Origin of the sequence: Gordonia otitidis NBRC 100426 (genome assembly GCF_000248075.1) — a bacterium.
Taxonomy (GTDB): domain Bacteria; phylum Actinomycetota; class Actinomycetes; order Mycobacteriales; family Mycobacteriaceae; genus Gordonia; species Gordonia otitidis.
In genome coordinates this window covers 1-20,529 of sequence record NZ_BAFB01000184.1, presented here as the reverse complement: position 1 = coordinate 20,529, position 20,529 = coordinate 1, and the positions used below count along the sequence as shown (strand labels likewise).

General features: G+C 65.3%; 19 protein-coding genes and 1 pseudogene. 10 read left to right on the top strand and 10 right to left on the bottom strand.

All coding sequences use genetic code 11. The features are described from left to right. The first annotated feature begins 35 nt into the window (after positions 1–35). The 6 genes from gltB (at position 36) to GOOTI_RS17915 (ending at position 9,674) form a co-directional block, all read left to right on the top strand. The gene (gene gltB, locus GOOTI_RS17940; protein ID WP_007240036.1) at positions 36–4,607 is read left to right on the top strand and encodes a glutamate synthase large subunit; all 4,572 of its coding nucleotides are present in this window, start codon (positions 36–38) and stop codon (positions 4,605–4,607) included. Next, entirely contained in the window at positions 4,600–6,105 is a 1,506-nt protein-coding gene (locus tag GOOTI_RS17935; protein WP_007240035.1) for a glutamate synthase subunit beta, read from the top strand. The genes gltB and GOOTI_RS17935 overlap by 8 nt, the downstream gene beginning before the upstream one ends. 99 nt (positions 6,106–6,204) lie before the next feature. Then, positions 6,205–7,638, top strand: coding sequence for a pyruvate kinase (pyk, locus tag GOOTI_RS17930; protein WP_007240034.1), 1,434 nt, complete (start codon positions 6,205–6,207; stop codon positions 7,636–7,638). 72 nt (positions 7,639–7,710) lie between these two features. Beyond that, positions 7,711–8,589 (top strand): acyl-CoA thioesterase, encoded by an 879-nt coding sequence (locus GOOTI_RS17925; protein ID WP_007240033.1) that lies wholly within the window; start codon positions 7,711–7,713, stop codon positions 8,587–8,589. Positions 8,590–8,595: 6 nt separating this feature from the next. Then, positions 8,596–9,162 (top strand): hypothetical protein, encoded by a 567-nt coding sequence (locus GOOTI_RS17920; RefSeq protein WP_007240032.1) that lies wholly within the window; start codon positions 8,596–8,598, stop codon positions 9,160–9,162. 65 nt (positions 9,163–9,227) lie between these two features. Beyond that, positions 9,228–9,674, top strand: a complete 447-nt coding sequence (locus GOOTI_RS17915; RefSeq protein WP_007240031.1) for a GNAT family N-acetyltransferase — start codon at positions 9,228–9,230, stop codon at positions 9,672–9,674. Here GOOTI_RS17915 and GOOTI_RS17910 read toward each other — a convergent pair. The 5 genes from GOOTI_RS17910 to GOOTI_RS17895 all read right to left on the bottom strand — a co-directional run bounded on the left by GOOTI_RS17910 (position 9,653) and on the right by GOOTI_RS17895 (position 14,083). After that, positions 9,653–10,381 (bottom strand): DUF998 domain-containing protein, encoded by a 729-nt coding sequence (locus GOOTI_RS17910; RefSeq protein ID WP_007240030.1) that lies wholly within the window; start codon positions 10,379–10,381, stop codon positions 9,653–9,655. The genes GOOTI_RS17915 and GOOTI_RS17910 overlap by 22 nt on opposite strands. A 9-nt stretch (positions 10,382–10,390) precedes the next feature. Beyond that, positions 10,391–11,581 carry an NAD-dependent epimerase/dehydratase family protein gene (locus tag GOOTI_RS17905; protein ID WP_007240029.1) on the bottom strand — a complete coding sequence of 397 codons (1,191 nt, stop codon included), beginning with the start codon at positions 11,579–11,581 and terminating at the stop codon, positions 10,391–10,393. A 55-nt stretch (positions 11,582–11,636) separates the two neighbouring features. Next, on the bottom strand, positions 11,637–12,107 hold the full coding sequence (locus GOOTI_RS27165; protein ID WP_233425531.1) for a hypothetical protein: 471 nt from the start codon (positions 12,105–12,107) through the stop codon (positions 11,637–11,639). Positions 12,108–12,162: 55 nt separating this feature from the next. Next, complete coding sequence (locus tag GOOTI_RS17900; RefSeq protein WP_233425530.1) at positions 12,163–13,599, bottom strand: APC family permease; 1,437 nt, start codon at positions 13,597–13,599, stop codon at positions 12,163–12,165. A 157-nt stretch (positions 13,600–13,756) separates the two neighbouring features. Next, on the bottom strand, positions 13,757–14,083 hold the full coding sequence (locus GOOTI_RS17895; protein ID WP_007240026.1) for a hypothetical protein: 327 nt from the start codon (positions 14,081–14,083) through the stop codon (positions 13,757–13,759). A 119-nt stretch (positions 14,084–14,202) separates the two neighbouring features. Between GOOTI_RS17895 and GOOTI_RS17890 the strand changes: the two genes are divergently transcribed. Beyond that, positions 14,203–14,616 carry a YchJ family protein gene (locus tag GOOTI_RS17890; RefSeq protein WP_039994305.1) on the top strand — a complete coding sequence of 138 codons (414 nt, stop codon included), beginning with the start codon at positions 14,203–14,205 and terminating at the stop codon, positions 14,614–14,616. Positions 14,617–14,686: 70 nt separating this feature from the next. Here GOOTI_RS17890 and GOOTI_RS17885 read toward each other — a convergent pair whose 3' ends face one another. After that, the gene (locus GOOTI_RS17885; RefSeq protein WP_007240024.1) at positions 14,687–15,319 is read right to left on the bottom strand and encodes a DUF2461 domain-containing protein; all 633 of its coding nucleotides are present in this window, start codon (positions 15,317–15,319) and stop codon (positions 14,687–14,689) included. Between the two features lie 98 nt (positions 15,320–15,417). Between GOOTI_RS17885 and GOOTI_RS17880 the strand changes: the two genes are divergently transcribed. Continuing rightward, positions 15,418–15,972: a hypothetical protein gene (locus GOOTI_RS17880; protein ID WP_007240023.1), complete on the top strand. Its 555-nt coding sequence runs from the start codon at positions 15,418–15,420 to the stop codon at positions 15,970–15,972. A gap of 42 nt (positions 15,973–16,014) precedes the next feature. Here GOOTI_RS17880 and GOOTI_RS17875 read toward each other — a convergent pair whose 3' ends face one another. The 4 genes from GOOTI_RS17875 to GOOTI_RS17860 form a co-directional block, all read right to left on the bottom strand. Beyond that, positions 16,015–16,221: a hypervirulence associated TUDOR domain-containing protein gene (locus GOOTI_RS17875; RefSeq protein ID WP_007240022.1), complete on the bottom strand. Its 207-nt coding sequence runs from the start codon at positions 16,219–16,221 to the stop codon at positions 16,015–16,017. 99 nt (positions 16,222–16,320) lie between these two features. Continuing rightward, positions 16,321–17,220 (bottom strand): ferredoxin family protein, encoded by a 900-nt coding sequence (locus tag GOOTI_RS17870; RefSeq protein ID WP_007240021.1) that lies wholly within the window; start codon positions 17,218–17,220, stop codon positions 16,321–16,323. Next, on the bottom strand, positions 17,217–18,452 hold the full coding sequence (locus tag GOOTI_RS17865) for a cupin domain-containing protein (protein ID WP_007240020.1): 1,236 nt from the start codon (positions 18,450–18,452) through the stop codon (positions 17,217–17,219). Before GOOTI_RS17865 ends, GOOTI_RS17870 begins: the two co-directional genes overlap by 4 nt. Next, entirely contained in the window at positions 18,453–18,707 is a 255-nt protein-coding gene (locus tag GOOTI_RS17860) for a hypothetical protein (RefSeq protein WP_005208825.1), read from the bottom strand. A 202-nt stretch (positions 18,708–18,909) separates the two neighbouring features. Between GOOTI_RS17860 and GOOTI_RS17855 the strand changes: the two genes are divergently transcribed. Together GOOTI_RS17855 and GOOTI_RS17850 are read left to right on the top strand one after the other, a co-directional pair. Further along, positions 18,910–19,461, top strand: coding sequence for a mycothiol transferase (locus tag GOOTI_RS17855; RefSeq protein WP_138985308.1), 552 nt, complete (start codon positions 18,910–18,912; stop codon positions 19,459–19,461). A gap of 383 nt (positions 19,462–19,844) precedes the next feature. Then, a pseudogene (locus GOOTI_RS17850) lies at positions 19,845–20,529 on the top strand (DUF222 domain-containing protein); the annotation flags it as partial.

Here is a 20,529-nt window from a genome sequence, read left to right as displayed (position 1 = left end):
GCATTTGATTCGCGCGAATCGAGTGGAGGCTCGTGATGTTGTTTTCTGCACTTCCGGCCAAGCAAGGCCTGTATGACCCCGAGACCGAAGTGGACTCGTGCGGCGTCGCGATGGTCTCCGATATCTACGGCCGCCGGTCGCATGCGATCGTCGCCGACGGTCTGTTGGCGCTCGAAAATCTCGAACACCGCGGCGCGGCGGGCGCCGAACAGAACAGCGGCGACGGCGCCGGAATCCTGATCCAGCTGCCGGACGAGCTACTGCGTGAAACAGTCGATTTCGCGCTACCCGCACCGTCGGACTCCGGGGCGAACACCTACGCGGCCGGCACGTGCTTCATGCCGATGGATCAGGCGGCTCGACGCGAGGCGATGGATCGGATCGCGACCCTCGCGGACGCCGAGGGCATCACGATCCTCGGGTGGCGGGATCTGCCGGTCGACGTCGAGGGTGCCGACATCGGCGAGACCGCGGTGGGATGCATGCCCTTCATGGCTCAACTGTTCGTCACCGTCGATCCGTCCGACGGCGCGGCTCGGCTCGGCGGCATCGACCTCGACCGCTACATCTATCCGTTCCGCAAGCAGGCCGAACGCATCACTCCCGAGGTCGACGAGAGCGGTACGGGGTTGTATTTCGCCTCGCTGTCGAGTCGGACCATGGTCTACAAGGGCATGCTCACGACGATGCAGTTGCCGCTCTACTATCCGGATCTGCGTGACGACAGATGCCTGAGCGCGATCGCGATCGTCCACTCGCGCTTCTCGACGAATACTTTCCCGTCCTGGCCGCTCGCGCATCCGTTCCGGTTCGTCGCGCACAACGGCGAGATCAACACCGTGCGCGGAAACCGCAATCGTATGCGTGCGCGTGAGGCGCTCCTCGAGACCGATCTGATCCCCGGGGACCTCAAGCGGGCCTTCCCGATCTGTACTCCCGAGGCCTCCGACTCGGCCTCCCTCGACGAGGTGCTCGAACTCCTGCATCTCGGTGGGCGCAGTGTGCCGCACGCGGTGATGCTGATGGTTCCCGAGGCATGGGAGAACGTGCCGTCTATGGATCCCAAACGCCGCGCGTTCTTACAGTTCAACGGCTCGCTGATGGAGGCATGGGACGGCCCGGCCTGTGTGACGTTCACCGACGGAACCGTCGTCGGCGCTGTTCTCGACCGCAACGGACTACGCCCGGGACGCTGGTGGCAGACGCGCGACGGTCGAGTGATCCTCGCCTCGGAGGCCGGTGTGCTCGACGTCCCGGTCGACGACGTGGTCTCCAAGGGCAGACTCGAGCCGGGACGGATGTTCCTCGTCGACACCGCGCAGGGCCGGATCATCCCGGACGAGGAGATCAAGGGCGACCTCATGCGGTCGGAGCCCTACGACGAGTGGCTGCACGCGGGACTCCTCGACATCGCTACGCTTCCGCCGCGACCGGTGTACAAGCCGAACCACGACACAGTCGTCCGCAGGCAGGTGTCCTTCGGCTACACCGAAGAGGACCTGCGTGTACTGCTGACCCCGATGGCTGCCTCCGGCTATGAGCCACTCGGCTCGATGGGTACCGACACTCCGGTCGCCGTCATGTCGCAGCGGTCTCGGTTGCTCTACGACTACTTCGTCGAACTGTTCGCGCAGGTGACCAACCCGCCGCTCGACGCCATCCGCGAGGAGATCGTCACCTCGATGGCGCGTGTGATGGGCCCCGAGCAGAATCTCCTCGCCCCGACGGCGGCGTCGTGCAGGCAGATCCTGCTGCACTGGCCCGTCATCGACAACGACGACCTCGCCAAGCTCGTCCACATCAACGACGACGGCGACAATCCCGGACTGTCGGCGAAGGTTCTGCATGGTCTCTATGAGGTCGCGCGTGGGGGTGAGGGCCTGGCAGAGGCACTCGAAGATCTTCGACGCCGCGCCAGCCAGGCGATCGCCGAGGGACACAGCACACTTGTCGTGTCCGATCGACACTCCGACCGCGAGCACGCTCCCATCCCGTCGCTGTTGGCGGCGTCCGCGGTGCATCACCATCTCGTCCGCACAAAGGAACGCACGAAGATCGCGTTGATCGTCGAGTCCGGCGATGCACGCGAAGTGCACCACATAGCGCTGCTCATCGGTTTCGGTGCGGCGGCGGTCAATCCGTATCTCGCACTCGAGTCGATCGAGGATCTGATCGCCGAGGGTGAGCTGACGGGTGTCACACCGTCGAAGGCCAAGCGCAACTACATCGAGGCGCTCGGCAAGGGCGTGCTCAAGGTGATGAGCAAGATGGGCATCTCGACGATCAGTTCGTATACCGCGTCGCAGGCCTTCGAAGCGGTCGGGCTGTCGTCGGCCGTGGTGAAGGAGTACTTCACGCGGACGGTGTCGCGGATCGAGGGCGTCGGCCTCGACGAACTCGCCGAGGAGGTGCGCCTCCGGCATCATCGCGCCTTCCCGCACAATCCGACCGAGCAGGTGTATCGACGTCTCGAGGTGGGCGGCGAGTACCAGTATCGCCGTGAGGGCGAACTGCACATGTTCACCCCGGAGACGGTGTTCCTGTTGCAACACGCCACCAAGACGGGCCGCGACGAGGTCTTCGCCGCGTACTCGGAGAAGGTCGACGAGCAGTCGCGTAAGGGCGGTACGCTGCGCGGACTGTTCGAACTCGACTTCTCCGGTCGCGATCCCGTGCCGCTTGACGAGGTCGAGTCGGTGGAGTCGATCATGACCCGCTTCAACACCGGTGCCATGAGCTACGGCTCGATCTCCGCAGAAGCCCACGAGACGATCGCGATCGCGATGAACCGCATCGGCGGGCGCTCCAACTCCGGTGAGGGAGGCGAGGACACCGACCGCCTCTACGATCCGGAGCGACGCAGCGCCGTCAAGCAGGTCGCGTCTGGCCGGTTCGGCGTCACGAGCGATTACCTGATCAACGCCACCGACATCCAGATCAAGATGGCCCAGGGTGCCAAGCCCGGTGAGGGCGGACAGCTTCCCGCGTACAAGGTGTACCCGTGGATCGCCAAGACCAGGCACTCGACGCCCGGTGTCGCGCTGATCTCGCCGCCTCCGCACCACGACATCTATTCGATCGAGGATCTCGCCCAGTTGATCCACGACCTGAAGAACGCCAACTCCGACGCGCGTGTCCACGTCAAGCTCGTCAGCGCCGTCGGCGTCGGGACCGTCGCCACCGGTGTCTCCAAGGCGCACGCCGACGTCGTCCTCATCTCCGGATACGACGGCGGAACCGGAGCCTCCCCGCTCACGTCGCTCAAGCACGCGGGCACGCCGTGGGAGATCGGACTCGCCGACGCCCAGCAGACCCTCATGCTCAACGGCCTGCGCGACCGGATCACCGTCCAGTGCGACGGTGCACTCCGTACGGGTCGCGATGTCATCATGGCGGCCCTGCTCGGCGCGGAGGAATACGGTTTCTCCACGGCACCGCTGATCGTGTCCGGGTGCATCATGATGCGGGTCTGCCACCTCGACACCTGCCCGGTGGGTGTGGCGACGCAGAATCCGGTGCTGCGGTCACGGTTCACCGGGCAGGCAGAACACATCGTCAACTTCTTCCGGTTCGTCGCCGAAGACGTCCGAAAGTATCTGGCACAGTTGGGATATCGCACACTCGACGATGCGATAGGGCAGTCGCAGCGGTTGCACACCGACACCGCGGTCGCCCACTGGAAGAGCAAGGGACTCGACCTGAGCCCGATCTTCCGGCGCATCGAGGACAAGGGTCCGACGCGGCGGGTCCGCGGGCAGGACCACGGGCTCGACAAGGCCTTGGACCAGACGCTGATCCAACTCGCCGAGGGCGCGCTCGAGGACGCGCATCCGGTGACGCTGGAACTGCCGGTGCGCAACGTCAACCGCACCGTCGGCACCCTGCTCGGCTCCGAGGTGACCCGACGCTACGGCGCAGAGGGACTGGCGGAGGACACCATCACGGTCGAACTGGCGGGGTCGGCAGGGCAGTCACTCGGAGCGTTCCTGCCGCCAGGTATCACCATCAAGCTCACCGGCGATACCAACGACTACGTCGGTAAGGGGCTGTGTGGCGGCAAGATCGTGGTCACCCCGCATCCCGATGCCTGGTTCATCGCCGAGGACCAGGTGATCGCGGGCAACACGATTCTCTACGGTGCGACGTCGGGCGAGGTCTATCTGCGAGGCAAGGTCGGCGAGCGGTTCTCGGTCAGGAACTCCGGTGCGACCGCCGTCGTCGAAGGTGTCGGCGACCATGCGTGCGAGTACATGACGGGCGGCCGCGTCGTGATCCTCGGACCCACCGGCCGCAACATGGCCGCCGGCATGTCCGGTGGCATCGCCTATGTCTACGACCTCGACGAGACCAAGGTCAACGGAGCCATGGTGGAGTTGCTCCGGCCCGATCCCGACGATCTGCGCTGGCTGCACGACCACATCACCAAGCACACCCAACTCACGGGCTCGGCCATCGGTGCGTCGATGCTCGCGGACTGGCCGCGGAGATGCCTGGCATTCACCAAGGTCATGCCCACCGATTACAAGCGCGTCCTCGACGCTGCCCGCATGGCCGAGGCAGAAGGACGCGACGTCGATTCAGCGATCATGGAGGCGGCACGTGGCTGACCCACGCGGATTCCTGGAAGTCGGGAAGAAGGAAGCGAAGTACCGTCCGGTCGCCGAGCGCGTACGCGACTGGGACGACGTCTACGCACACGGATTCGATCCGATCTCGTCGCTCAACGAGGTGTCCGAGCAGGCCCGTCGGTGCATGGATTGCGGAATTCCGTTCTGCCACTCCGGAACTGCCGGTTGCCCATTGGGCAACCTGATTCCGGAGTGGAATGACCTGGTGCGCCGTGGCAGGTGGGACGCTGCGAGTGCTCGCCTGCACGCGACCAACAACTTCCCCGAGTTCACCGGGATGGTCTGTCCCGCGCCGTGTGAAGCGGCCTGCGTCCTGTCGATCTCCGAGCCGACGACCGGCGGCAGTGTCACGATCAAGCGCATCGAGAAGACGATCGCGTACGAGTCGTGGGCTGAGGGGATCATCGGGCCCGAGGCGCCGGACGCGAGATCGGGCAAGTCGGTCGCCGTTGTCGGTTCCGGTCCCGCGGGCCTTGCCGCCGCGCAGCAGTTGACCCGCGCGGGTCATGACGTGACGGTCTACGAGAAGGACGACCGTGTCGGCGGTCTGCTGCGGTACGGCATCCCCGAGTACAAGCTGCAGAAGTCCGACATAGAACGCCGCATCGCTCAAATGCGTGCGGAGGGCACGCAATTCGTCGTCAACTGTGACGTCGGGAACGACCTCACCGTCGACGAACTGCGCAGCAGGCACGACGCTGTCGTGCTCGCGATCGGTGCGATGACGGCACGCGACAATCCGGTTCCCGGTCGCGATCTCAACGGCGTCCACCTCGCGATGGAGCACCTCGTGCCCGCCAACAAGGAATGCGAGGGCGACGGGCCGTCACCCATCACCGCTTCGGGCAAGCACGTCGTGATCATCGGAGGCGGCGACACCGGCGCCGACTGCCTCGGCACCGCGCACCGGCAGGGTGCGGCGTCGGTGGTGCAACTCGACTACAACGCGGAGTTGCCCAGCGACCGTGACGACGCCCGTTCGCCGTGGCCCACCTGGCCACTCGTCATGCGCACGTCGAGTGCGCACGCAGAGGGCGGTGAGCGCAAATACCAAGTGGCGGTGCAACGGTTCGTCGGCGATGCCGAGGGCAACGTGACGGCGATGGTGCTCGCCGAGGTGAAGGTCGTACGTGAACCCGATGGTCGCCGGGTGATCACACCGGTGAGTGATGAGTTCGAGATTCCCTGCGAACTAGCGCTTTTCGCCATCGGCTTCGAAGGCGTGCGCCGCAGTGCGCTCCTCACCGACATGGGTATCGAGCCCAATCGTCGCGGCAACATCTCGTGTGGAAGTGACTGGCAGACCGACGCGCCGGGCGTGTTCGTGTGCGGTGACGCCCACCGCGGCGCCTCGTTGGTCGTGTGGGCGATAGCCGAAGGCCGTTCCACTGCACGCGCCGTCGACGAATTCCTCATGGGTGCCTCTGATTTGCCGTCTCCGGTGAAACCGGCACAACTGCCGCTCTCGGTTCGCTGACGAGGGTTCGCGCTGCGAGCAGCAACGCCACGTTGACGTCCGATGACAACTGAGGTGTAACGATGGCTATGCCGAAACGAGCGGACTAAGGTGAGCACAGTGGAACGCCGAACCAAGATCGTCTGCACCCTGGGTCCAGCTACCAACAGCGAGGAGAGGCTCAAAGAGCTTGTCGATGCCGGAATGGATGTCGCGAGGCTGAACTTCAGCCACGGCAGCCATGACGATCACAAGGTCGTCTACGAACGGGTCCGCAAGGCAAGCGACAACGCCGAGAAGGCCGTCGGAATCCTCGCCGACCTGCAGGGTCCGAAGATCCGGCTGGGCAAGTTCGAGGACGACGGCGCCCTCAACGGCGAGGTCATGTGGAACACCGGCGACACCATCCGCATCACCACCGATGACATCGTCGGCACCCACGACCGCGTGTCGACGACCTACAAGCGTCTCGCCGACGATGCCGTCCCCGGCGACCGGCTGTTGGTCGACGACGGCAAGGTCGGCCTCGTGGTGACCGACGTCGAGGGCAACGACGTCGTGTGTACCGTCACCGAGGGTGGGCCGGTCTCCAACAACAAGGGACTCTCACTGCCGGGTATGAACGTCTCGGTGCCCGCGATGAGCGAGAAGGACATCGCCGATCTGGAGTTCGCACTCGGCCTCGGCGTGGACATGGTCGCCCTCTCGTTCGTGCGCAGCCCCGCCGACATCGAGCTCGTGCACGAGGTGATGGATCGCGTTGGTCGTCGGGTTCCTGTGATCGCCAAGCTCGAGAAGCCGGAGGCGATCGACAACCTCGAGGCCATCGTGCTCGCTTTCGACGCGATCATGGTCGCCCGCGGCGACCTCGGCGTCGAACTTCCCCTCGAAGAAGTGCCGCTGGTGCAGAAGCGGGCCATCCAGATGGCCCGCGAGAACGCCAAGCCGGTGATCGTCGCGACGCAGATGCTCGATTCCATGATCGAGAACTCCCGGCCCACGCGCGCAGAGGCATCCGATGTCGCCAATGCCGTCCTCGACGGTGCCGACGCCGTGATGCTGTCGGGCGAGACATCGGTGGGCAAGTGGCCTATCGAAGTCGTGCGCACCATGAACCGAATCTGCAAAGCGGTCGAGGGGAGCTCGCGCGACGTGCCGCCGCTCTCACACGTACCGCGCACCAAGCGCGGCATCATCTCGTATGCCGCACGTGACATCGGCGAACGACTCGAGGTCAAGGCGCTTGTCGCGTTCACCCAGTCCGGCGACACGGTTCGACGCCTCGCCCGCCTTCACTCCCGCCTTCCCCTGTTGGCGTTCACGCCGACGCAGGCGGTGCGGAGCCAATTGGCCCTGAGTTGGGGTACGGAGACGTTCATCGTCGACCGCGTCGACACCACCGACAACATGATCGATCAGGTCGACCAGCAGCTCCTGCGGATCGGCAGGCTGCGCGACGGCGACGTCGTCGTCATCGTCGCGGGTGCACCTCCCGGCACGGTCGGTTCGACCAATCTCATCCACGTGCACAGGATCGGCGAGCAGGATCACTGACGTCGTCGCGCAGCACTCTGCCGTGACGACCAGCCGCACCGCGCCCGCGGTCGACGGCATAGGGTGATGCGCATGACAACCGACGTATCCGAGGATCTCGGTAAGCTCCTCACGCTGCTCGACGTCGAACAGCGTGAGGACGACCTGTTCATCGGCCAACACCCCGAGCAGAAGACCGCCCGCACCTTCGGCGGCCAGATGCTCGGGCAGGGGGTCGTCGCGGCGGGACGCACGCTGACCCGCGGCAATCCGCCGGTCCACGCGCTGCACGCGCACTTCGTGCGCGGCGGCGACGTCGCCAAGCCCATCGAGTACCACGTCGACCGCTTCCGGGATGGCAAGTCCTTCGCCAACCGTCAGGTCACCGCGATTCAGGACGACGACGTCATCTTCACCATGCTGGTCGCCTTCCAGGACAACGCCGCCGGGCTCGAGCATGCGGTGGAGATCCCGCAGGTTCCCTACCCGGAGGAATTGCCACCGCTCGGCGAGCACTTCAAGGGCTTCGAGGACCGTATCGCCACCTTCGTGAACGCGCTGCATCCCATCGACATCCGCTTCGCCAATGACCCGTCGTGGAAGATGCGTGAGGCCGGAGAAACATTGCGCGACAACAGGGTCTGGATGAAGACGGATGGTGTCATGCCCGACGACCCACTGCTCCACGTCGCAGCCATGTGCTACGCCTCCGACACGACGGTGCTCGATTCGATCATCACGACGCACGGTCTGTCCTGGGGAATCGATCGGTTGTTCGCCGCAACCGTCAACCACTCGATGTGGTTTCATCGTGAGTTCCGCTTCGACGAATGGATGCTCTACGCCACTCGGTCGCCCGTTGCGACCGGTTCGCGTGGGATGGGATCCGGACGATTCTGGAAGCGTGACGGCACCCTTGCGACGTCCGTCGTCCAGGAAGCCCTGATCAAGTACTTCCCACCGAAGGAGTGACGCGTCGTGCATCCGCAACAAGACTGGTCGACGCAGCACACACCACCCCAGCAGCACACACCCCAGCAGCAGGTATCCGGGTATCAGGCGCCCCAGCAGCCCGTCGGTGCCCAGCAGGGCGCGACGGAATTCTGGCTCGATTCGGGCGCTGCGCTTCCGAAACGTCGGTGGCAGCACCAGACGAGAACGCTGGTGATCGTGGGGACGTCGATCGCGATGGTGGTCTTCGCTGGTCTCGCTGCGCTGGCGATCACCGTCGGAGTGGGCCAGACGCAACGGTTCACGGCGACCGGTGCTGTGCCCGTCGACTGCGGGTCGTGGACGACGACCGCCAACGGCGGCACCATCTCCGACGCGACGATTGTCACGATCTACGGCGAGACAGGGGAGCGGCTCGCAGCGGCACCGCTCGCGCATATGCGGACCTCCGACAACCAGTGCGCGCTGAAGTTCACCGCGGACGACGTCGACTCCGGCCAGACAGGCTACGTTGTCCACGTGGGAGACACGTTCGCGCAACCGGTTTCGGGCTCTGCCTTGAAGCAGGGAGTTGTGCTGCGTCCCACGGAGTGACACCGGACCATCCGGTCTGGACGGGCAGTGTCGACCAGCGTCGACCGATCGAGAGCGAGACACCAATGAGCACGACCATTGCGCCCCTGACGCAGGCCGATCGGCAGGACTGGGACCCGCTGTGGGCCGGTTACCTCACGTTCTACGAGCATGAACTCACCGAGCAGCAGAGTGATCTGACCTTTTCCCGCATTCTCGACCCCGAGTACCCGATGTACGGGGCCATCGCGCGCGATCAGTCTGGAAGGGCGATCGGCATCGTGCACTGGTTGACCCACCCGTCCACGTGGAGCGACGAGCCCTACACCTACCTCGAGGACCTGTTCGTGGCTCCTGACGTCCGACGCAGCGGCACCGGGCAGTCTCTCATCGATCACGTGCTCGACTGGACGCGCCAGCACAAACTTCCCAAGGTCTACTGGCAGACAGCCCGCGACAATGCCACGGCGCGTGCGCTGTACGACAAGATCGCGGCGAACGACTTCGTCGTCTACGAGGTCGAACTGACCTGAGTCGTCTGGCTGGCCCCGGTGTGCGTCGACGACCGCTGCCGTTGTGCACACACCGCGCCGCCCCACAGGACAAGCCATACCGACATGCCGCCGACCTGTATGCGTTGCGCGAGTCCGAGGTAGTAGTCGCCACGGAGGTTGTCGGCGATCAGCATCCAGGCGGTGGTGACAGCCACGACGACGAGCACGGCGAGTCCTGCGGTACGCAGTACCGGCCAGATCCGCGGGCGCTGACGGAACGCCGCAACGACTCCCGCGATCATGGTGATGAAGATGGCGAACACCGCGACGGTGCTGGTCAGTGCGTGAATGTGGTGAAGCTGCGGGAGCAGACCACTCGGCTCGTACGGGCAGTCGGGGTCGACACCCGGTATGCAGTCGATCGGCGCCAGCGCATCCGCGAGGGTTGCTGCCCCGAACACCGCGAAGGCGATGACAGCTGTTCGCGCGTAGCGTCCGTTCACCAGCGCCCGTGGAACGAAGAGCACCAGCGCCGACCCGAGCGCGAGAACGGCGGTCGTGATGTCGCCCACCTCGTACACGTCGCGATGCGGTCGGTGCGCGGCGTCGAGTTCGCTGAGGAAACTGTTGAGCGGATCGAGAGGGCTGGCCCAGAAGAATTCCAGGACCCAGGACGAGTAACAGATACCGGCCAGCGCGATCATCATTCCCGCGAGAATGCGACGGAAGGTGGACGACGATGGCATTGCGTCAGATTAGTCCACAGGCTCGTCGTGGCCGGAATTCCCCTCCGAGAAGGCTGATGCTTCAGGTGCGGCCATGTCGACCGAGGTGTCTCCCCACAGTCGGCCGGCCATGTCCCACGGCTGCGCGTAGTCGCCGGGGCGCCCACGGTAGGGCGACGTCAGAGTCAGGACGGCACGCGTGACGGGAACTGCCAGCGGAGTGAGGAACCGGAGTGGCCCGATCTTGGCCCGCATCCGCTCGAGCAACGCGGGAAAACTGACCGATTGGAACGCCAGAACACGTTGGGCTTCGGTGGAATCCATCCAGTCCGTGGCGAACCAGGCGTCGTCGTCGTCGGGATCGCCGGGACGACCGGGCGGAAAGCCGCCGCGCAGTCCGAGCGCTGCGGCAGAACTCTGAGCGACGTCGCCCTGGCGTCGGCGATGGCTCTCGTCACCTCCGATGAGATAGACCGAGCGCGAATACGGAGTGATGATCGCGTTGGCGAATGCGGTGGCCACGTCGTCGACGACGACGGTCTGCAGTTTGCCGTCCGACGGAAGGATCGCCTCGAATGTGACGAAATTCCGGTCGACGCCGGTCGCCTGGTCTGCGCTCAGCACCCCGCCGAGACGAAGGACGACCCAGTCCAGAGTGGATTCGCGCACCAGTGTCTCGGCTGCCATTTTGTGGCCGCCGTACAGGTCTTTCGGCCGCACTGCAGTGTCTGTGGACAACGGCCCGTCGTCGCGGTGGGGATTGCGCGGTCCGTACACCGCAATACTGGACGCCAGTACCAGACGAGGCGGAGCAGCGAGCGCCGACGCGGATGTCACCAGGTGCTCGACGGCGTCGACGTTGATTCGGCGCGCGACGTCGCGGCGCGCGTAGCAGAACGGCGGGATCATCGCCGCGAGATGGATGATCGACTGTGGGGCAACCGATGAGAGGAGTGCTTCCACGTCGTCCGGGTCGGTGAGGTCGGCCCACCGAACCTCCAGAGATCCTGCGCGTTCACGCGCAAGAGCTTCGAGTCGCGCGGCAGTCGTGCGGTTGGCCGGAGTGTCGAGGTCGGTGGCGGTCACCGCGTAACCGCGTGTCAGAAGTGTGTGCACCACCGCCGAACCGACAAGGCCGCACGAGCCGGTCACGAGGATCGGTGTCCGACGTCGAGCGGTGGTGGGGCCTACTTCGGTGATCTGCGTGTCAGTCGACGTCATGCTCGCATCATAGAACCAAGCAAGTGCTAGGCCGACGAGTCGGCCGGTCGACGAGCTAAGGCGACGACGGGCTTTCGGCTCGATCGCGGCGCGACCGGTGTACTGGATTCGGGGATGTCGAGGTGCTGCGCGCGACCAGAACCCCGGTCTCGCGCAGCAGTGCGCGTTCGAGGTCGTCGGCACGGCCGGACGACAGCAGCCGCGATCGTGTTGCCGACCCGGTGCCGGGGATGACGACCAGCACGTCATCGGTTGTGGCGAGACACGAGACATGCTGTACGAGAACCTCGACGATCGCGTCCTCGTCGGCTGCTCGCAGTTCGGTCAGGTGGTCGACGGGATGGAAGCGGCGCCACTCGGAGACGAATTGCGGAGCATCGGGAACCGACGACCAGGAGCCGGTCATCGAAACGGCCGGATCCTCGTCGACCGCGACGTGTACTGCGCGTACCTCGCGGCCGAACGCCCGAGCCGCGCGCAGTGCGTCGTTGGTCGCGCAGCACAGTGCTGACGCGACAGGAACCACCGCGACTCCCTGGCCTGCGAACGAGTGGCGGGGGCGTGCTGTCGGGAATGACGTATCAGCGGCGGCACGTACGTCGGAGTCTCGTGCACGTCGGTAGTGACGCGCTAGCCACTCCATCGCGATCACCAGTACGCCGAGAACGACAATGACCCACAGTGAGCCCTCGTCGGCCTTCATCACGATGAGAACCGCCGCGGCGAGTCCACTGAACAGCGCGCCGAGGCCGTTGAGTGCCGCACGTAGACGCCACTTCGATGATCGCACCGTCGACCAGTGCCGTACGAGACCGATCTGCGCCAGAGTGAATCCGATGAAAACGCAGATCGCGAACAAGGGCACCAAGGCGTTGACGTCGCCGCCGGAGGCGACGATGAGCACGGCAGCGGTCCCGGCGAGTATCAGCACATCCTCGCGGTAGACGCCGGTGCGTGTGCGCCGGGTGAGTCGGTTGGGGAAGGTGGTCGTCGCCCGCCACCACCTTCATGAGCTGGGGCAGGCCGCCGAACGACGTGTTGGCCGCCAAACCCAGCAGCACGATGGTGGCGATCTGCACCACGTAATAGAGTGCACCACGGCCGAATACGCTTTCGGTGAGCTGCGACAGCACGGTGACGCCCGGTTGCGGATGAATATGTAGTCGCTCGACGAGAGCCGCGATCCCGAGCATCATCACGCCCAGGAGTCCGCCGAGTGCGACTTCTGCCCGCTGCGCACGTCGGATCCGGTTCTCACGGAACTGCGGTGTCGCGTTGGCTATGGCCTCGACGCCGGTCAATGCCGCGCAACCATTGGCGAAAGCTTTGAGCAGCAACAGGATTCCGACGGACCCGACTATCTCGGGAGCGGGCTGCGGTGCTGTGTGCCCTCCGCGCAGGAGGCCCATGACGATGACCGAGAGGATGCTGGCCACAAAGACGCCGGTCGGGATGATGAAGGTTTTCGCGCTGCTGACGACGCCGCGAAGATTCACCAGAGTGATCATCGCGAGAATGCCCAGTGCGATCCCGACGGCGTACGAACCAGCGGCCGGAAACGCAGAGCTGAGCGCGGCGGTTCCGGCGGTCACCGAGACCGCGACGTTCAGCACGTAGTCGATCACGAGCGATGCCGCTGCGACCAACGAGGTACGACGTCCGAGGTAGGTCCGTGCGACAGCGTAGGCGCCGCCGCCGTTGGGAAACGCCGCGATCAGTTGCCTGTAGGAAAGCACGAGCACGGCGAGCAGTACGACGATGGCTGCGCTGACGGGCAGCGTCAGCCCGAGGGCGTGGCCACCGGCGGCGGCGAGGACCACAACGATGGCTTCCGGCCCGTAGGCCACCGATGCCATCGCATCGAGGGAGAGCGCAGCGAGTCCTGTGGTCGCGGTCAGCTCTCGCTTGTCCCGACGGCGCGGGTGCCGGTCAGAATCGACGTGCTGGTCCTGCCATGGACGGGACCCGCTGAATTGTGCCGTGCGACGCCGTGTCTCGGCGGTCTGAGTCGATGCCACGAGGGACGTTGTATCCGCCTGCGCGGCGTGCTCGAGTGTTCGATACGCGAAATTGACACCGCCGAGCGCGATGTTGACGCGGTGCTACCGCCACAGGCCGGGTCGGGTAACCACATCCGTCGCTACTCATCGGAAGGTTGCTCAGCAGCCGCGGTGGTCAGGCCGCGTGCCGGTCGGCGGCACGAACGTCGACGAGCAGACCGCCGGGATCGACGACCAAGATGACCGGCCCGAGTGACTCGGACGCCTGCTCGATCACGGCGTCGATCTGAGCGGGTTCAGCGGGGTCTGCGACGACGGTCATCGCGTTGTCTCGCACGGTGGCATCCAGGTAGGGCACGAGGTCGTGGAAGTGTGTGCCGACGACGACGAGATTCTTCTGTGCGGCGAGGATCTGTCGTGCGATCGAGTGTGCACGGACGCTGCCATCCATGATCAGGAGGACGGTATCGGTGATGGTGTGCGTGGAAGCGGTGGTTGTCATGACACCATCACAACGGTGCGTGCTGGGATCGGCATGTACGCCGGCTGGAAGTCGCCTGGGACCCAGATTCCGGTGGGCCGGTTCGAGACGTATGCGTGGTGCACATCGTGACGGTGCCTATGCTGACCGGGGTGAGCACCACGATCGCCGACGAGGCACGTTGCCCGTGCGGCACCGGCCTGACCTTCGCGGAGTGCTGCGGGCCGATTCTGCGCGATGTCCGTCCGGCCCCTACTGCCGAAAGCCTGATGCGGTCGCGCTTCACGGCGTTCGCCGTCGGGGACAAGCGGCACCTCCTCCGTAGTTGGCACCCCGACACCCGACCCCACGAACTCGATCTCGACGACGATCTCGACTGGGTGCGGCTCGACGTCGAATCAGTCACCGGCGGTGGACCGTTCGATTCCAGCGGAACTGTCGGGTTCGTTGCTCACTACCGGACGCCTGCAGGGCGGGGGAACATGCATGAGCTGTCGTCCTTCACCCGAGTCGATGGGAGATGGGTGTACGTCGACGGTGTCGTGAAGAATTGAGGCAGTGTTTCCCGGCGACATGCGGCGTCGGCGTGTTCGCCACCCTTTGGTCGTGTCGCTCGATCACGACTCATGCAGCAGCGTGTCGGGTGATCCACTCGACGAGCGGCGTCGTCGCGCGCCAGTCGGCACGGACACGGTCGACCAGCTCGGGGGAGTGGATCACCTCGTCGAATCCGTAGTGACGTGACATCGTGAAGGTCTTGTGCCGCAGGAGTTCGATACGTGGATGCGCCGGGTCCCAGCCGCGCGGCGCGGTCTTGAGGCGTTCGCCTCCGACCTCCCAGCCCGCGGCTGTGAGGTCGTCGACGATGCGCTCGAGTTCTCCGCCACGACGGTTGTCGTCGATGGCAGTACGTAGTGCCGAGAGTCGATCAGCCGAGGCCTCGTAGAACCCCGCACCGACCATGACGCCCGGTGCGCCGATCTGCACGTAGTAGCCGGTGGCCCGCGCCACCGGAACGTACGCGCCCTGATGGGTCTTGTAGGGCGACTTGTCCTTGGAGAAGCGCACATCCCGGTAGGGACGGAACATCTTGGCCTCGCCGAATTCGTCGGCCAGGGCGTCGGTGAGTAGGCGCATCGGCGTGGCCACCGCGCTCTGATAGACATCCTTGTGCTGTTCCCAGAACGCCTTGGTGTTGTCGACTTCGAGATCGTCGTAGAAGTCGAGGGCGGCTTCGGGGAAGCCAGCGAAACTCATGTAGGCAGCGTACGGCGCACACCACGAGCGTGACGACGCCCGGGCTGATATCTCCCGAACAGCGTTACGGTTCCCGTCGCAATGGCACGATGACTGGAATGGCGCAACTGACCTACGAAGAGTTCGGGCGCAGGTTCTTCGAAGTGGCGGTGACCGAAGAGCGTGTGGGATCCGCGTTCTCGTCTCTGACCGGTGAGGCGTTCGACGTCGGGCCCATTCCTTCGGGCCCCGGCGGGCTCGCACGTGTCCACGCACACGTCGAGATCGGTGAACCGAGAATCAGGCGCGAGGTCGGTGAGTTGATCACCTTCACCGTCGAGATCATGCTCACCATCGGGTTGGTCGTCGATCTGCGCGTCGACCGCGTCCGCTACGACGTCGACGGCTTGATCACGCTGCCGATGACCGTCCGCGCCGCCGAACCCCTCGAGTTGCGTATCGACGTCACACCGCCTCGGCCGCGCGACGTCATCGTCGGCGTCGCCTCACACAACCTCCGCGGCGAGTTCATCCGCGCAGTGGGACAGGTAGACAGTGAGATCAAGCGGTTCGTCGCCGCTCACGTCGCAGAGGAGATCGACAAACCGGAGGTCAGAGCTGCACGCATCATCGATGTCGGGGCCGAACTGGGCCGCGCGTTCGAGAACATGTGACGACACCAGTGCGCACGTCAGCCCCCGCAGAGTGGCTCCCAGTCAGCGCTTCTTTGTCAGGGATGCTTCTTTGTGCGCGGCCTTCGCGCCTGTCTTCGACGACTTCACGATCCAGTACGGGTCGTCGTCGCTTGCGTTGAACTTCTGACCGTCGAAGGTGAACGGTGTGGTCCGTTTCTCCTCGGCGTGCCCGGTTGTGGTCCCCTGAGAGGTGTTCCACTCGACGGTGTCGTTCTTGCTGATTCCCATGAGTACGAGAGTGCCTCGTGGACTCGCTGTCAGGTCACCGGGAGCAGGTGTGACGCGCCATCGACGCAGGGCCGATCACTGACCGAGACACGGTCACGGTCAGGTCGCAGCGATACGCGGTGCGTTGATCGATTTCAGCGTGAACTGCCGCACGCGGCCAGCGACGTTCGCTTCACACATCGAGAAGAGTGGTTCGGAGAACTGCTCGCCGAGGACCACCTCAACCGGCCCGGCGGCACCCGAGAGACGTACACGGATCTGACCGTCGTCGTGTGCGACGGAGAGGGGGGAGAACGAGTCGATGCGGTCGTCACCGCTTTCCACACGGGCGTAGTGCTGTGCTGCCTGGACTGCGTGAGGTAGGGACGTGCGTCCACGCAAGTGCGAGTCATCCAGCCGCCCTTGGGTATACAGCTCGACGATCGACGCGGGATCGGTGGCCGTGTCGAGTCGGCCATAGCAGAGTCCGTGCGGTAGCAGCAGACCCGTCGCGGCGAAGCGATCGCCGCCGAGGTGCGAGCACTCCCACGTCCATTCGGGGTACGCCGACGCGATCGCCGCTGTCGCGGCCCGGCCGCGGACTGCGCAGCACTGGTCGTGCTTGCCGTGGGCGCATACGGCAATGAGCGGATCGTTCGACGCCGCGCCATCCGAGCCATCGAGCGCGAGATCGAGGTAGTCCTCGGGTCCGTCGACCTCACCGGTCTGGATTGCTTCCGCACCGGGTTCGGAGTTGACGATGAACCAGCGCCACCGGGGTGTCGGTGGTCGACGGCCGGGGCGGCGGATTGCCACGATCCGCATGCGCTCCTTCTCGACGCGCCGCACGATGCGCAGGCCGAGGTCGGGATCGAGGATCGAGGGAGACTGCAGGAAAGCCGAATGTCCCCATGCGCCGCCGAGTTCGAGAAACACCCATGCCGAGCCCGCCGATGCGGTGCCGTAGATCGGATCACTGCGCTCGGCGGACTGCACGCTGCACGGGGGCCGACGGATCATTCGTCGCGAACCGGTCGGTCGTCGGGTACGACGACGCCTTCGCGAAGAAGTCGCCGGATCAGCACCAGACCGTCGGCCGTGTCGAGTTCCGGCAGTCGGCCCGCGGCGACTCCATCGCCGGACACGACGGCCTCGAGCGCGGCCGTGCAGTGGTCGGGAAAGCTGATCGACCGGTCCGCAAGACGGATCTCGGTGCGTTCGGCCGACCGGCGGATCTCGGTCACCATGCCGTGGCGTCGGCGGACCACTGTGTGCTCGTCGAGTGCGTCGACAGCGCGCAGCGTCGCCAGTGGTCGCACAGCGTCTGGTCGGGTGCGTTCGGCGTGGACGGCCGACATGCGAGAAGCGACTCCCTCGGCCAGGTCGGTTGTGCCGTTCTGCAATACGTCGATTGCAGCGGCGATGGCCTTGGTGGCCTGTGCTGCTGTCTCGTCACGATCGGTGAAATCGTTGCCCATCGGAAGCGATGCACGCATCGACTCGACGTTTCCGAGCTGATCCATGACAGCCCGGACGAGATCGTAGGTGGTCACCGCCGATACCCCGATGGTGAGGTGGATCGACGTGTCGCCCAACGCTTCCGCCGAATGGACCCAGCCCCGCGGCAGGTAGAGGGCGTCGCCGGGTTCCAGGACTGTGTCGATCACAGGGCGGTCATCGCCGCGCGCTGTGATCGCATCGCGGTGGTCGGTCCACGGCTGGGTCGGTAGTGGATCGCGGTGGACGGGTTCGTGCACCCGCCAGTGTTTCCGTCCCGAGGTCTGCAGCACGAACACATCGTGAACGTCGTAGTGCGGATCGAACCCTCGGTTGGCGGGAGGCGTGATGTAGGCATTTGCCTGAACAGGGTGCCCGAGGTCGTCGACCATCCCGCGTACGAACTCGATCATCGGTGGCCACAGTCGATGCAGACCCTGCAACACGATGGTCGCGCCCGCGGCGAATTGGGCCAGGACCTTGGCCGAGTCGACCTGATCAGGCATCTCGGCACCGAAGCCCGCCGGCCCGAGATAGCAGTCCTTGCCGACCAGACCGCCCTCCTTTGCCATCCGGATGAACGGCGCACGCACCCCGCGCTCCGAAATCAACTCATCGACGCTGTGCGGCGAGAGCAGATCGTCGAAGTCGCGGGGCAGCGTGTCCGAACGGCTGAGCAGCGGCTGCCGACCCCAGTGCTCGCGCGCGAACACCTCGGCATCGACAGCGATGCATCGACTCAGCGAACTCATCATTCAGGCGGTGCCGTCTGCGCCGCCGTCGTGCCCGTCGGGGTTGGAGCCGCCGTCGGCGGGGCCTTCGCCGGGTGATGCGGTGCCGTCTGCGCCGCCGTCGTGTCCACCGGGGTTGGAGCCGCCGTCGGCGGGACCTTCGCCGGGTGATGCGGTGCCGTCTGCGCCGCCGTCGTGTCCACCGGGATTCGAGCCGCCGTCGGCGGGACCTTCACCCCCTGGGCTGGAGGTGGTGATGTCGTCATCATCGAGTGCCATGGGAAAACCCTTTCCTCGTCGGGAGCCGCTCGGTCGCGAACTCCACTCTCCACTATGTCGACATGTGTCGATTTTGACGAGGATTCACTGGCGAGGACCGGAGTTCGTTACGGCGCCGAGATCGCGATTCCAGGTCGGTCACGGGCGTTAGGGTGCAGAAGTGAGTCTGGGACAGTCTTTGATGCGGCGTGTCAATCGGGGCATGCCCGTCGCGACATACGTGAAGAAGCGCTACGGGTTCGAGTCCGTGGCCGAGTTCGAAGGCTATGTCGCTCGACTTGCGCGTCACTCGGATCAGGCGTGGTCGAACGCCGCACTCGACACAGCCGAACGATGCTGGGACGGATTCGTGGCGACGCTCGACGACCTGTCCGACGACGACCTCAACCGACGGCTCGCAGCACCGGGCTCCAACACCCCGTACGCGCTTGTGCACCACTGCATCGAGATGACCCGGTGGTGGCTGGGCACATTCGGCTGCGGTCTCGACATTCCCCGGGACCGTGCGGGTGAGTTCGAGGCAACCGGCACGCGCGCCGATCTCGTCGAACGAATCGCTCAGGTTCGCCGTGACGCCGATGTCTGGGCGACGCGCATGCTCCGCGAGGGCATCGCGGCTCGCGCTGCTCGTGGCACCAATGCCGACGTCGATCTCGACACCGTCACGCCGGAATGGGTTCTGCTGCATGTCGTACACGAACTCGCACAGCACCTCGGGCAGCTTCAGGTCACCCGCGATCTGCTGCGGGACTGAGCGTCCGCGCCATCAACACGTGTGCTTGCTCGACGTGCGGGGCCACGACGGCGCGACAGCGCTGACACCCGGGATGAAGACAGTGGACACGGGGGCGAAGACAGCGAACGGATGGCTCGAAACAGGCTGCGCTGCAGGCGCATCAAACCTGTGGAGAAATGCGTAGAAGTTCGCTCGGTACATCGACAATGTCCGATTGGCCGGGTAGTATAGAACACATATTCGAATGATCGATTCGACGCGACAGCGGAAGGTCTTGGGGGTGAGGACGCGTGAGTGCTGGTCATGACGGTCCGGACGGCCACCCGGATGATTCCAAGAGTGATTGTGCGCCTTCGTTATTGGATGCTGCTGGGTTGGATGCTGCCGGCTTGGGTTCTGCGGTGGTGGGGTCGGCGGATGCTCGGGTGGCGGATGCGTTGTCGCGGTTGGCGTCGGTGATTGAGGAGTTGGCGGGCTGTGATGTGTCGCAGCTTTCGGATGCGGGTGTGGTGGAGGCGGCCGCGGTGGCTGAGCGGTTGGCGCGGCGGACGCTGCGGCGGTGACTGATCGGCTGGTGGTGGAGGCGTCGGATCGCAATCTGCCGCGCTCGCTCGGGTACCGCGATGTGCGGGACTTTCTCGCTCACCGGCTGGGTGTCGGCGACCCGGCGGCCCGACATCGACTCATCGCAGCAACCGGCTCGTTCACGTCCATCGTGGGTGAGAAAGGCGATCCGCAGTGTCCGACGTTGGCGCGTCACTGGGGGCAGGGGCTGATTGCACCCGCTCGCGTACGGGCGGTGCTCGAAGTACTCGATCAGATCCCGCATCAGATCCCGGCCGACGTGCGGGCGGCAGCGGAAGCGCAGATGGCTGGTTATGGTGTGCAGTTCACGCCGAAAGAGATCAGCAATCTGGGTAGCCGGTTGATGGCGCATCTGGATCCGGATGGGACGGTCACCGACGACACAGACCGTCAACGGCGTCGCCGGTTGTGGGTGAACCGGCAGGGTGCGGATCTGATGTCGCGGTTGACTGCTGATCTTGATCCGGCGACCCGCGCCCGCCTCGATGTGGTGCTGGACGC

Coding starts and splice junctions, on each gene's coding strand:
- gltB (WP_007240036.1), top strand. CDS start 36: ATGTTGTTTTCTGCACTTCCGGCCAAGCAAGGCCTGTATGACCCCGAG.
- GOOTI_RS17925 (WP_007240033.1), top strand. CDS start 7,711: ATGACAACCGACGTATCCGAGGATCTCGGTAAGCTCCTCACGCTGCTC.
- GOOTI_RS17915 (WP_007240031.1), top strand. CDS start 9,228: ATGAGCACGACCATTGCGCCCCTGACGCAGGCCGATCGGCAGGACTGG.
- GOOTI_RS17910 (WP_007240030.1), bottom strand. CDS start 10,381: ATGCCATCGTCGTCCACCTTCCGTCGCATTCTCGCGGGAATGATGATC.
- GOOTI_RS17905 (WP_007240029.1), bottom strand. CDS start 11,581: ATGACGTCGACTGACACGCAGATCACCGAAGTAGGCCCCACCACCGCT.
- GOOTI_RS17895 (WP_007240026.1), bottom strand. CDS start 14,083: ATGACAACCACCGCTTCCACGCACACCATCACCGATACCGTCCTCCTG.
- GOOTI_RS17890 (WP_039994305.1), top strand. CDS start 14,203: ATGCTGACCGGGGTGAGCACCACGATCGCCGACGAGGCACGTTGCCCG.
- GOOTI_RS17885 (WP_007240024.1), bottom strand. CDS start 15,319: ATGAGTTTCGCTGGCTTCCCCGAAGCCGCCCTCGACTTCTACGACGAT.
- GOOTI_RS17880 (WP_007240023.1), top strand. CDS start 15,418: ATGGCGCAACTGACCTACGAAGAGTTCGGGCGCAGGTTCTTCGAAGTG.
- GOOTI_RS17875 (WP_007240022.1), bottom strand. CDS start 16,221: ATGGGAATCAGCAAGAACGACACCGTCGAGTGGAACACCTCTCAGGGG.
- GOOTI_RS17870 (WP_007240021.1), bottom strand. CDS start 17,220: ATGATCCGTCGGCCCCCGTGCAGCGTGCAGTCCGCCGAGCGCAGTGAT.
- GOOTI_RS17865 (WP_007240020.1), bottom strand. CDS start 18,452: ATGATGAGTTCGCTGAGTCGATGCATCGCTGTCGATGCCGAGGTGTTC.
- GOOTI_RS17860 (WP_005208825.1), bottom strand. CDS start 18,707: ATGGCACTCGATGATGACGACATCACCACCTCCAGCCCAGGGGGTGAA.
- GOOTI_RS17855 (WP_138985308.1), top strand. CDS start 18,910: ATGCCCGTCGCGACATACGTGAAGAAGCGCTACGGGTTCGAGTCCGTG.